At 70.1% G+C, this 11,902-nt stretch carries 13 protein-coding genes; 8 read left to right on the forward strand and 5 right to left on the reverse strand.

Annotated elements, in window-relative coordinates:
* The 3 genes from AC07AW_RS23375 to AC07AW_RS23385 form a co-directional block, all read left to right on the forward strand.
* Nucleotides 1-294: substrate-binding domain-containing protein (locus tag AC07AW_RS23375; RefSeq protein ID WP_478817400.1), on the forward strand; the 294-nt coding region annotated here is incomplete at its 5' end.
* Nucleotides 295-580: 286 nt separating this feature from the next.
* Nucleotides 581-2,023: a metallophosphoesterase gene (locus AC07AW_RS23380; RefSeq protein ID WP_478817401.1), complete on the forward strand. Its 1,443-nt coding sequence runs from the start codon at nucleotides 581-583 to the stop codon at nucleotides 2,021-2,023.
* Between the two features lie 159 nt (nucleotides 2,024-2,182).
* On the forward strand, nucleotides 2,183-2,821 hold the full coding sequence (locus AC07AW_RS23385) for a hypothetical protein (RefSeq protein ID WP_478817402.1): 639 nt from the start codon (nucleotides 2,183-2,185) through the stop codon (nucleotides 2,819-2,821).
* 29 nt (nucleotides 2,822-2,850) lie between these two features.
* Here the strand turns inward: AC07AW_RS23385 and thiC are convergent, their stop codons facing one another.
* Entirely contained in the window at nucleotides 2,851-4,635 is a 1,785-nt protein-coding gene (gene thiC, locus AC07AW_RS23390; RefSeq protein ID WP_478817403.1) for a phosphomethylpyrimidine synthase ThiC, read from the reverse strand.
* Between the two features lie 199 nt (nucleotides 4,636-4,834).
* Between thiC and AC07AW_RS23395 the strand changes: the two genes are divergently transcribed.
* Nucleotides 4,835-6,205: a YibE/F family protein gene (locus AC07AW_RS23395; RefSeq protein ID WP_478817404.1), complete on the forward strand. Its 1,371-nt coding sequence runs from the start codon at nucleotides 4,835-4,837 to the stop codon at nucleotides 6,203-6,205.
* A gap of 63 nt (nucleotides 6,206-6,268) precedes the next feature.
* Here the strand turns inward: AC07AW_RS23395 and AC07AW_RS23400 are convergent, their stop codons facing one another.
* From AC07AW_RS23400 to AC07AW_RS23415, 4 genes are all read right to left on the reverse strand, one after another.
* Nucleotides 6,269-6,709, reverse strand: coding sequence for an SsgA family sporulation/cell division regulator (locus tag AC07AW_RS23400; RefSeq protein ID WP_189804987.1), 441 nt, complete (start codon nucleotides 6,707-6,709; stop codon nucleotides 6,269-6,271).
* Nucleotides 6,710-6,847: 138 nt separating this feature from the next.
* Nucleotides 6,848-7,618 (reverse strand): IclR family transcriptional regulator, encoded by a 771-nt coding sequence (locus AC07AW_RS23405; protein ID WP_478817405.1) that lies wholly within the window; start codon nucleotides 7,616-7,618, stop codon nucleotides 6,848-6,850.
* Between the two features lie 237 nt (nucleotides 7,619-7,855).
* Nucleotides 7,856-8,074, reverse strand: a complete 219-nt coding sequence (locus AC07AW_RS23410) for a DUF5326 family protein (RefSeq protein WP_478817406.1) — start codon at nucleotides 8,072-8,074, stop codon at nucleotides 7,856-7,858.
* Between the two features lie 284 nt (nucleotides 8,075-8,358).
* Nucleotides 8,359-8,676: a cupin domain-containing protein gene (locus tag AC07AW_RS23415; RefSeq protein WP_478817407.1), complete on the reverse strand. Its 318-nt coding sequence runs from the start codon at nucleotides 8,674-8,676 to the stop codon at nucleotides 8,359-8,361.
* Nucleotides 8,677-8,727: 51 nt separating this feature from the next.
* Between AC07AW_RS23415 and AC07AW_RS23420 the strand changes: the two genes are divergently transcribed.
* The 4 genes from AC07AW_RS23420 (at nucleotide 8,728) to AC07AW_RS23435 (ending at nucleotide 11,868) form a co-directional block, all read left to right on the forward strand.
* Complete coding sequence (locus AC07AW_RS23420) at nucleotides 8,728-9,105, forward strand: phage holin family protein (RefSeq protein WP_369145338.1); 378 nt, start codon at nucleotides 8,728-8,730, stop codon at nucleotides 9,103-9,105.
* A 9-nt stretch (nucleotides 9,106-9,114) separates the two neighbouring features.
* Nucleotides 9,115-9,606 carry a low molecular weight protein-tyrosine-phosphatase gene (locus AC07AW_RS23425; protein ID WP_478817408.1) on the forward strand — a complete coding sequence of 164 codons (492 nt, stop codon included), beginning with the start codon at nucleotides 9,115-9,117 and terminating at the stop codon, nucleotides 9,604-9,606.
* A complete protein-coding gene (locus AC07AW_RS23430) occupies nucleotides 9,603-10,742 on the forward strand; it encodes a cystathionine gamma-lyase (protein WP_478817409.1) in 1,140 nt (379 codons plus the stop codon). Before AC07AW_RS23425 ends, AC07AW_RS23430 begins: the two co-directional genes overlap by 4 nt.
* 229 nt (nucleotides 10,743-10,971) lie before the next feature.
* Nucleotides 10,972-11,868: a LysR family transcriptional regulator gene (locus AC07AW_RS23435; RefSeq protein ID WP_478817410.1), complete on the forward strand. Its 897-nt coding sequence runs from the start codon at nucleotides 10,972-10,974 to the stop codon at nucleotides 11,866-11,868.
* Nucleotides 11,869-11,902: the final 34 nt, after the last annotated feature.

The raw sequence follows: 11,902 nt of genomic DNA on the forward strand, positions 1-11,902 counted from the left end.
CTCCTGGCCGCCGCCCGCCGCTACGGACTACGCGTCCCGGACGACCTCCAGATCGTCTGCTGCAGCGAATCCACCGTCTACGCCACCACCGAACCGCCCATCACGACGCTCTCGCTCAAACCCCGCAGGATCGGCACGGCCGTCGTCCAGCTCCTCATCGACGCCATCGAGGGGATCGACACCGACGGACCGGTCGAGCAGGTGATACCGACCGAACTCATCGTCCGCACCTCCTCGCAGCGGCGCTCGCCGCGCACCACGGTCAGCCCGCCGCGCTCACCCGCGAAGGACTGACGCCACGGGCGGCGGCGCCCGAACCCGCCGTCATCCGACCCGCCGTCCCCGCCCCTGCCCGTGGGCAGGGACGGCGAAACCGGTCGACGTACCGGCCTCTACCCTGGACTGGACCTTCTCAATTCGGGCGAAACAACCGGTGAACCCGGAGTGGACCCGGATTCACCACCCCTGGTGCGTCACACAGGAGGACGCTCATTCCTATGATGGGCGGACGACACCGCGGACCACCCCGACCAGGCCGGTCCGCGATGTGCAGGGCATCGCGACGGTGGTGGAGGGGTCGATGACTCAGGGGGCCGGTCAGGAGCCCGTGGTACGCACGGCGACATTGCGTGACTTCCGCGTACCGCCGTACGCCCGCGTGCCCGTGCAGGGTCATGCCGCCGAGCCGCTCTCCCCGGAGGAACCGGTGTCGGCTCCCGTGGTCGAGACCGCACCCGTCGAACGTCTGACCCCCATCGAGCATCCGGCGTCCGCCGCGCACCTGCCCCCGGTCGCCCCTTCCCCGGTCGAGGCCGTCCCGATGCCGACCCCGCAGACCGCGCCCCCGCGGGCCGCAGCCGCGCCGGTCGCGCCCGCCGCCCCGGTCGCGCCCGCCGCCCCGGCCGCATCCGTCACCCAGCCCGTACCCCCCGCGCCGCAGCCACCCGCGGCCGCGCCGATGCCCGCCGCGCCGACCCTCCATCTGGGTCACCGCCTCGCCGCGGGGTACACCACCTCCACGACCGGCTCCTCCATCGTCTCCGTCGCCACCGGTCACCCCGGCAACGCCTTCCCCGAGGGGGAGCCCGAGGGATACACCCCGACCGAGCGCGACCTCCCGGTCATCAACCGCGGCGACACCGTCCAGGTCCCGGTCACCCCCGAGCAGCCGGCCCCGGCCCCGGTGCCCGCGAACGGCGACGGACCCGGCCCCCTCTACGTCGTCGGCGACGTCCACGGCTACCTCGACGAGCTCATCGCCGCGCTGCGCGCCCAGGGCCTCATCGACGAGAACGGCAACTGGTCCGCGGGCAACGCCCGGCTCTGGTTCCTCGGCGACTTCACCGACCGCGGCCCCGACGGCATCGGGGTCATCGACCTCGTCATGCGCCTCTCCGCCGAGGCCGCCGCCGCGGGCGGCTACTGCAAGGCCCTCATGGGCAACCACGAGCTGCTGCTCATCGGCGCCAAGCGCTTCGGCGACACGCCCGTCAACTCCGGCGCGGGCACCGCCACCTTCCAGGCCGCCTGGCTGCTCAACGGCGGCCAGAAGCACGACATGGACCGGCTCCAGGACGTCCACCTCCAGTGGATGTCCCGGCTGGACGCCGTGGTCCGCGAGGACGACCACCTCCTCGTGCACTCCGACACCACCGCGTACCTCGAATACGGCCAGACCATCGAGGACGTCAACGACACGGTCCACGAGGTCCTCAACCGGAACGACGCCGACGAGGTCTGGGACCTCTTCCGGAAGTTCACCAAGCGCTTCGCGTTCCGCGACGACGGCGGCCCGCAGGCCGTCCAGGAGCTGCTCTCCATGTACGGCGGCCGCCGGATCGTGCACGGCCACAGCCCCATCCCGTACCTCCTCGGCCAGGTCGGCACGGAGGAAGGCGAGGGCGGCGGGGGCCCGGTCGTCGACGGACCGCACGTGTACGCCGACGGTCTCGCGATCGCCATGGACGGCGGCGTGACCATGGCCGGAAAGCTACTGGTCGTCCAACTCCCCCTGAACGGCTGACGCATAACCCTGCGCATCCGGGGAAGTCGATTTCCGGAAACACCCTGTCAGGTCGTGGCGTCACCGCAATACCATCGGGTCATCCGTAGCAGGCTCTCCTCCGTTTCCGCCCAACCGACCGTTTCCCACGGCTGATCCGGGCCTACGGAGCATCGGGGGATGCACATGAACGTGGCTCCGCACCTGCTGACCGAGGACCGCGCCGAGTACGAGCGGGTCCTCGACGACGCACTGAGCACCGCCCACGCACGTCCGGATCTCGACGGAGTCGGAACGCGGCTCACGGTCGCGCAGCTGCGCGCCATGACGCTGAACGCGACAGCGCTGATCACCACCGCCGCGGCGAGCGAGTACGACCACTTCGTGAAGGTCCGCGAGCAGAACCGCGTGGCCATCGACACCCGCATACCCCTGGCGGACCCCGGCACGGGCGCCGGAGTCGTCGCCATCGTCACCGTGATGGTGCCCGTCCTCGCGGGCACCGCCGCCGCGATACTCCTGCTCGTCGGGGCGGTCCTGCACGCCCTCGCCCCCACGGTCGTGTTCGGCGAGACCCTGCTGACGGCCGGCCTCGTCTTCGCCGCCCTCGCCGCCGCCGGCCTGCTCAGCGCGGGCGCCGGCCTTCTCCTGACCGCCCTGCGCAACAGACCGGCCGCGGCGGACGGAACCGCCACGGCCGACGACGAACTGACCCGCGCCCGCGAGGCCTGGCGCCGCGCCCTCCTGGAACGCGGCATCCTTCCCTTCCTCCGGGCCGCCCTCGCCGCGACCGATCCCCCGGACCCGCCGAAGCCCTGAGGGGCGGCCGGTCCGGGGGCTGATCGGGACTACTCCGCCAGCGGCAGGTAGACCCGGTTGCCGCTCTCCGCGAACTCCTTCGACTTCTCGGCCATGCCGGCCTCGATCTCCTGCTGCGTGCCGCCGTGCTCACGGCGGATGTCCTGGGAGATCTTCATCGAGCAGAACTTCGGACCGCACATCGAGCAGAAGTGCGCGGTCTTCGCGGGCTCCGCCGGCAGCGTCTCGTCGTGGAACTCGCGGGCCGTGACCGGGTCCATGGCCAGGTTGAACTGGTCCTCCCAGCGGAACTCGAACCGCGCGTCCGACAGCGCGTCGTCCCACTCCTGGGCGCCCGGGTGGCCCTTGGCGAGGTCCGCCGCGTGCGCCGCGATCTTGTACGTGATGACACCGGTCTTCACGTCGTCGCGGTTCGGCAGGCCCAGGTGCTCCTTGGGCGTGACGTAGCAGAGCATCGCCGTGCCCCACCAGGCGATCATCGCCGCGCCGATGCCCGAGGTGATGTGGTCGTACGCCGGGGCGACGTCCGTGGTCAGCGGGCCGAGCGTGTAGAACGGCGCCTCCTCGCAGATCTCCTGCTGGAGGTCGATGTTCTCCTTGATCTTGTGCATCGGGACGTGGCCCGGGCCCTCGATCATCGTCTGGACGTTGTGGCGCTTGGCGATCGTGTTCAGCTCGCCGAGCGTCCGCAGCTCCGCGAACTGCGCCTCGTCGTTGGCGTCCGCGATCGAGCCGGGGCGCAGACCGTCGCCGAGCGAGTAGGTGACGTCGTACGCCGCCAGGATCTCGCAGAGCTCCTCGAAGTTCGTGTAGAGGAAGTTCTCCTTGTGATGCGCGAGGCACCAGGCGGCCATGATCGAGCCGCCGCGCGAGACGATGCCGGTCTTGCGGCGCGCGGTGAGCGGCACGTACGGCAGGAGCACGCCGGCGTGCACCGTCATGTAGTCGACGCCCTGCTCGGCCTGCTCGATGACCGTGTCCTTGTAGATCTCCCAGGTCAGCTCCTCGGCCTTGCCGTCGACCTTCTCCAGGGCCTGGTAGAGCGGCACGGTGCCGATCGGCACGGGGGAGTTGCGCAGCACCCACTCGCGGGTGGTGTGGATGTTGCGGCCGGTGGACAGGTCCATGACCGTGTCGGCGCCCCACTTGGTCGCCCAGGTCATCTTCTCCACCTCCTCCTCGATGGAGGAGGTGACGGCGGAGTTGCCGATGTTGGCGTTGACCTTCACCAGGAACCGCTTGCCGATGATCATCGGCTCGATCTCCGGGTGGTTCACGTTCGCCGGCAGCACGGCGCGGCCCGCGGCGATCTCCTCCCGTACGACCTCGGGGGAGACGTTCTCTCGGATCGCGACGTACTCCATCTCCGGGGTGATCTCGCCCCGGCGGGCGTACCCGAGCTGGGTCACGGCCTGGCCGGTGCGGCCCCGGCGCGGCAGGCGGGGGCGGCCGGGGAAGACGGCGTCGAGGTTCTTCAGCCCACCGCCGCGCGGCGAGGTGTGCTTGATGCCGTCGTCCTCGGGGCGGACCGGACGGCCCGCGTACTCCTCGGTGTCTCCGCGCGCGATGATCCAGTTCTCACGCAGCGGCGGAAGGCCCCGCCGGACGTCGGTGTCGATGGCGGGGTCGGTGTACGGGCCGGACGTGTCGTACAGCGTGACGTCCTTGCCGTTGGTGAGGTGCACCTGGCGGACGGGCACCCGGAGGTCGGGGCGCGAGCCCTGGACGTACCCCTTGTGCCAGCCCGGCGTGCGCTCCTGCCCGTCGGCCTGGTTCTGGTCGGAGGCAGGCGTGCGTGCATCCTGAATGGTCATGAGACCGATCTCCCTACGCCGGCATTACCCGGTAACAGGTTCGGCGGTCGGCGCAGCCTCCTCCCGTACGTGCGTACGGTGATCAGCGCCCTCTCAGCCCGGTGCTCCGAGCTCCCGCGTGTGCAAAGGTGCCACCACGCTAGCGTCATCCCTGGCGTGCTGAACAGTGGGCCCCCGCCGTTCTTGCGATGATCGGTCGGTGACTTCCCCCCAACAGAGCCCCGAGCCGCACGGCCACGCCCACGGTCCCGGACACGACTCCGGGCCCTCCCACGGCCACGGAGGCGGCCATGGCCACAGCCACGGTCACGGGCCCGCCGCCCCGGTCTCGCGGCATCTGCGCAAGGTCATCGCCGCCATCCTGATCCCCTTCGCCACCGCCGTCGCGGTCGGGCTGGTGGTCCTGTGGCCGGGCGGCACCCCGGAGCACGCGCGTACCGGCGTCGGCTTCGACCGGCAGACCCAGCAGGGCAAGGTCGTCTCCGTCGAGCACGTCGACTGCAAGGACGTGAACGCCGCCCAGGTCCCGCCGACCGGTGACACCTCCACTCCGGAGGGCCGCGAGGCGGTCAACGCCCAGCAGGGACAGTGCGAGAAGGCGACGATCGAGGTCACCAGCGGCCCGGACGCGGGGCGCACGTTCGTCGAGATCGTGCAGCCGGACGCCCCGCGCCAACTGCACGAGGGGCAGGGCGTGGTGGTGGCGTACGCCCCCGACGCACCGCACGACCTGCAGTACTCGGTGACCGATGTGAACCGCAAGCTGCCGCTGACGCTGCTCGCCGGCATCTTCGCCGTCGCGGTCGTGGTGGTCGGCCGGATGCGAGGTGTCATGGCGCTCATCTCGCTCGCCGTGAGTTTCCTCCTGCTGACGTACTTCATCCTGCCGGCGATCCTGCAGGGGTCGAACCCGCTGATCGTGGCGGTGGTCGGGTCGAGCGCGATCATGCTCATCGCGCTCTACATGTGCCACGGGCTCTCGGCCCGTACCTCGGTCGCCGTGCTCGGCACCCTGATCTCGCTGCTGCTGATCGGTCTGCTCGGTTCGCTCTTCATCGGCTGGACCTCGCTCAGCGGCAACACCGACGACTACACCGGTCTGATCCACGGCCTGTACCCGGAGATCGACATGTCCGGCCTGCTGCTCGCCGGGATCATCATCGGTTCGCTCGGTGTGCTCGACGATGTGACGGTCACCCAGACCTCGGCGGTCTGGGAGCTGCATCAGGCCGATCCGGACATGGGTCCGCGCGGCCTGTACCGGGCCGGGATCCGGATCGGCCGTGACCACATCGCCTCGGTCGTGAACACGCTGGTGCTCGCCTACGCGGGCGCCGCCCTGCCGCTGCTGCTGCTCTTCTCCATCGCCCAGAGCAGCATGGGGACGGTGGCGAACAGCGAACTGGTCGCCGAGGAGATCGTCCGGACGCTGGTCGGGTCGATCGGTCTGGTGGCGTCGGTGCCGGTCACCACGGTGCTCGCGGCGCTGGTCGTCTCCGCCGACCGGCCGGCTTCCGGGGGTGGGAAGCCCGCGGCGGTACGGGGAGGGCGGCGCCGCCGCGCCAAGTGAGGTGTCGCTGCTGAGGACTCGGGCCGGCCCGGCTCGGGGAGGGTCCGGCTCGAACGGCCCCGCTCAGGCGGGTCCGGCGTTCTCTTCGGCCAGAATCCGGCCCAGTGCGGCCTCCAGGTGGTCCTCGAAGTCACCGAGTGTCCGTTCCTGACCAAGTGGAACCAGTTTGTCCGTTCGGTCGAGGAAGGCGACCAGCGGCGGCGCGCTGGCCCGGAAGAGCGCGCGATCGCCGCCCACCTGGAGCCGGATGGAGACGTCCGAGAGCCCCTCCGGCTCCGTCGGGGCGATGTGCACATCGCCGTCCCCACTCGGCCGGTTGATCCCGTCGAGCAGCAGCTCCCGTCCGAACGCCCAGGTCACGGGCGCGTCTCCGGGGAGGTGGAAGGTCATCCGCACCGCGTAGGGATCCCGGGTCTCATATCGGAGTTCGACCGGGATCTTGAAGGAGAGCTCCTCGGAGACGAGGAAGCTCATCAGGACCTCGGCCTGAACCGACTCTCGCATCATGTACCCCGCAGTAGATGAAGCAGTTGTGTAAACACAGCTGCTGAAAGCTGTGACCGAAACGGCCAGGAATGATCCCCCGTGGCCCTCTTGACGCAATCGTGCTGTACGCGTTAGCAGATCACAAGGAGTGATTTTTCAGATACTGATAGAGAACGCGAGTGAATCGAAGAGCTTCCCGATCTCCGTACGTAGCCGCTCGACTGCTGGGAGCAACCGTTCTTCCTGGTGAAGGGGGAGGGAAATCGCCAACGTGGCCGCCGCGGAGCCCGCGGTGATGGGAATGGCGGCACAGACCGTGCCGAGCGCATATTCCTGACGCTCCACCACGGGTTCCATTCGGTCCAAATTGCCCAAACGCTCCAAAAAGGCACGCTGGTTACGCACCGTGTACGGAGTGATGGCTTCCACCGGGTGGCGGTCGAGGTGGCCTTGACGAGATTTCAGATCGAGTTGACTCAGCAGGCACTGCCCGATCGCGTGGGCGTGCGCGGTCTCGCGGAAGTCGGCCCATTCCTCCACCGCGGGTGCGTTGGGGGTGTCGGCGACGGCGACGAGCTCGATCTCGCCCTCGCGGTAGAGGGCGAAGTAGATGGGTACACCGATCTCGTCCCGCCAGTGGGCCAGGGAGTCTTCGATCTTGATGCGACGATTCTGCACAGCTCCGCCGCCGGCCAGTCGGACGGCGGCGTCGCCCAGGACGAACACACCCTTGTCGCGGAGCAGATAGCCCTCGTGCGTCAGGGTGCGGAGCAAGTGGTACGTGGTGGGCAGCGGAAGGCCCGTCTCACGGGCGAGCTGTTTGGCCGGGGCGCCCTCCGCGTGGGAGGCAACGGCCTCCAGGAGTCTCAGCGCCCGCTGTACCGAGCCGATCAGGGTAGGCGCAGCCGTCTGCGTAGCCGTGGCCAAAGGTCACCCCCAGGCGTGACGACGGATGCAGTGCACCCGCCCGCGGGGGCCGCCCCCGCGCGCCCGCCGGGCCTGGGAAACCGCTGGTCAGTATGGAGGTCTACGCCTGTAGTCCCCAATGCGGCGGAGGGATTCCACTCTAGTGGCAGCCCTGGGGCCCACACCCTGATTAGCCCGGTGCGTTCCCTCGCCCGGGCTAATGCCCGCCGTCGGCTTCATACTGATCAGTAGCTTGTGCTACCAGTCCTCACGCGACCTGCCGGAGGAGCTGAACTTGCGCACCACGTAGATCAGTCCGGCGACGAGGGCCACGAAGAGCAGCACCTTGAAGAGCAGAGCGACCACGAAGGTCAGGACGCTGGTGATCAGCCCCCCGAAGACGAACAGGGCGAGAAGAGGTATGGCGACCCACTTCACCCACCAGGGCATCCCCGCGAGAATCTCCCGTACGGCCATCGTCCCTACCTCGCTCTCGAAGAACGTCTCGGCGCACTCCGCGCCCGAACACTCTCAAGGCTAGGGGCGGGAGGAAGCCCGTGGGGGCCCTGCGGCCCCCGCTCTCCCCTGATCCGACCCCTAGGGGCTCAAGGCCTCTGCGCCCCTCGGTCCTCCGGGTCCGGCTCAGTGCTCATGGTCCGGCTCGACGCTCAAGGGTCCGGCTCAGCGCTCCGGGGTCCGGCTCAGCCCTTCGGGGTCCGGCTCAGCGCTCCGGGGTCCGGCTCAGCGCTCCGGGGTCCGGCTCAGCGCTCCGGCGGGGAGAAGACCACCATGACCCGCAGGTCCTCGCTGATGTGATGGAACTTGTGCTCCACCCCGGCCGGCACATAGACGACGCTGCCGCGCGCCACCTGGGTCGTCTCCGTCCCGACCGTGATCGCCGCCCGGCCGCTGACCACGAAGTACACCTCGTCCTGGCCGTGCGGCTGCTGCGGGTCGAGCTCCCCGGCGTCGAGCGCGTACAGGCCCACCGACATGTTCCGCTCGCGCAGGAACTGGAGGTACGCACCCTTGTTCGCGGCGCGCTCCGCCTCCAGTTCGTCCAGCCGGAATGCCTTCATCGCCTGCTCGCCCCTGCCCTAGGCCCGATCACGTCTGCCACGATCAGACACATGAAGAATTTCGTAGTCAAGACGCTCGCGAACGCGGGCGCCCTCGGAGTCGCCATCTGGCTGCTCCAGGACATCACCCTGACCGGTGACAGCACCGGCAAGAAGGCCTGGACGCTGATTCTCGTCGCCCTGGTCTTCGGTCTGGTGAACTTCCTGGTGAAGCCGATCGTCAAGCTGCTGACGCTTCCCCTCTTCATCCTGACCCTCGGCCTGATCACCCTGGTGGTCAACGCCCTGATGCTGCTCCTCACGTCCTGGCTGGCCGATCAGCTCGACCTCAGCTTCCACGTGGAGGGCTTCTGGACCGCCGTCCTGGGCGGCCTGATCATCTCCGTCGTCTCCTGGGCGCTGAACGTCGTGCTCCCCGACGGCGACTGAGTGGAATCCATGACCTACCGCGTCTGCTTCGTCTGCACGGGCAACATCTGCCGCTCGCCGATGGCCGAGCACGTCTTCCGCCGTCGGGTGGAGGAGGCCGGCCTCGGCGAGCTGGTGGCGGTCGACAGCGCGGGCACCGGAGGCTGGCACGAGGGCGACGGAGCCGACCCGCGCACGGTCGCCGTGCTCGACGAGAACGGATACACCTCCACGCACACCGCCCGGCAGTTCCGTTCCTCGTGGTTCCCCGCCCTCGACCTGGTCATCGCCCTGGACGAAGGGCATCTGCGCGAGCTCCGGCGGCTCGCCCGCACCCCCGAGGAGGCAGCGAGAATACGGCTCCTGCGCTCCTACGACCCGGCCGCCGGGCCCGGACTCGACGTCCCCGACCCCTATTACGGGGGCCACGAGGAGTTCGAGGAATGCCTGGAGATGGTGGAGGCCGCGACCGAGGGACTGCTCGCGGCCGTACGCACGGAACTGGAGGAACGGACACCGTGACGCACGAGGAACTCGGCGACGGCACGCGGGCGGTACGGGCAGGACTGCCCGAGCCCGTGAAGTACGAACCGACCCTGCCGGGGCCGGTCTTCGCGGCCCACTTCCATCTGCCGGGCGAGCCGACCGGCCCGTACACCTACGGCCGCGACGAGAACCCGACCTGGACGCATCTGGAGCGGGCGATCGGCGAGCTGGAGGCGCCGGGGGAGGAGGGCGTGGAGACACTGATCTTCGCGTCCGGCATGGCCGCGATCTCCGCCGTCCTGCTCTCGCAGCTGAAGGCCGGCGACGCCGTGGTGCTGCCGTCCGACGGCTACCAGGCAGTGCCCCTGCTGCACGAACAGCTGCGGGCGTACGGCGTCGAGGTCCGTACCGCGCCGACCGGCGGCGACGCCCAGCTGTCCGTACTGGACGGGGCTCGGCTGCTGTGGATCGAGACCCCCTCCAACCCCGGTCTCGATGTCTGCGACATCCGCCGCATGGTGCGGGAGGCACACGCTGCCGGGGCACTCGTCGCCGTCGACAACACCCTCGCCACCCCGCTCGGCCAGCGCCCGCTCGCACTGGGCGCGGACTTCTCCGTCGCCAGCGACACCAAGGGCATGACCGGGCACGGCGACATCCTGCTCGGCCATGTGAGCTGCCGGGATCCTCGGCTGGCGGCGGACGTACGGCGCTGGCGCAAGATGGTCGGCGCCATCCCCGGCCCCATGGAGGCGTGGCTCGCCCACCGTTCGCTCGCCACGCTCCAACTGCGGATCGACCGGCAGTGCTCCACCGCGCTGACGCTGGCGCGGACGCTCGCCGAGCGCGCGGACGTGACCGGGCTGCGCTACCCCGGACTGCCCGACGACCCCTCGCACGAGGTGGCCGCCCGGCAGATGCGGCGCTTCGGACCGGTGGTCTCCTTCGAGCTGGCGGACCGGAAGCGCGCCGAGCGGTTCCTGGAGGAGCTGCGGCTCGTGGACGACGCCACCAGTTTCGGCGGGGTGCGGTCCACGGCGGAGCGACGCGGGCGCTGGGGCGGGGACGCGGTCGCGGAGGGCTTCATCCGCTTCTCGGTCGGGGCCGAGGACCCGGAGGACCTGATCGCCGATGTGCTGCGCGCCCTCGACGAGGCCGGAAGCGCGGGCTGATCACGGGGCGGGGGCACGGACCGAGGACGCTCCGAGCCTCCCCCCTCATGGCTCGGAACGCCCCCGGTTCCACGCGCGGAGACCGCCTGAACAAGGCTAGTTGACTGTGCGTCAGTGTCCAATCACGGTAGCGACAGCGACCTATCGACTTATTTATAGTTGGACGGTCCTGAGGCGCAGTCAGCCGACCGCCTGAGTCGAACGGCCGCACGGCCGGGAGGGGGCGGACATGGATCTGGCCCTGCTGCGCACGTTCGTCACGGTGCACCGGGCCGGCTCCTTCACCCGCGCCGCCGCGCTCCTGGGCCTCTCCCAGCCCGCCGTCACCAGCCAGATCCGGACCCTGGAACGACAGCTGGGGCGGCCGCTCTTCCTCAGACAGGCGCGCGGAGTCACCCCGACGACCATCGGCGACGAGCTGGCGCACCGCGCGGCGCCCCATCTGGACGCCCTCGTGGAGATCGCCGAGACCGGGCTCGCCGAGGAGAGCGGGGTCCGCACCCTCCATCTCGCCGGGCCACCGGAGTTCACCGCGCTCCGTGCGCTGCCCGCCCTCACCCCGCTGGTCGGCCAGGGACTCGCCGTGCGGGCCTCCTTCCCCGGCAACACCGAGGAGATCCTCGACGGACTCGCCGCGGGCCATCACGATCTGGCCATCGCCACCACCCGCCCCCGGGGCGGTCTGCTCGTCTCCACCCCGCTCTGCGACGAGGAGCACGTCCTGGTCGCGGCCCCCCGGTGGGCCGCCCGGCTCTCCCCCGAGGTGCTCCTGAGCGAGGGCGCGGTGGTCCTGGAACAGCTGCCGGTGGTGGAGGTCCACGAGTCGCTGCCCTTCGTCTCCCGGTACTGGGCGAGCGTCTTCGAGACCAAACCGGCGGCCGCCGCCACCGTCATCGCCCCCGATCTGCGGGCCGTGCGGGACTCGGCCGCCTCCGGCGCCGGGCTCGCCGTCCTGCCGCGCTACCTCTGCGAGGAAGCCCTGCGGCAGGGACACCTCGTACCGCTGCTCGATCCCCCGGTCCCTCCGCTCCGGACGTACTTCCTGGTCGCCCGGACGGGGACGCTCGCGCTGTCCCCTCTCGCACGGGCCCATGAGCAGTTGCTGCGCGCCGCCGGGGACTGGTGAGTTTCAGGACACCTCGGACGGGCCATTTTCTTCC

The organism is Streptomyces sp. NPDC044003, from assembly GCF_056435185.1.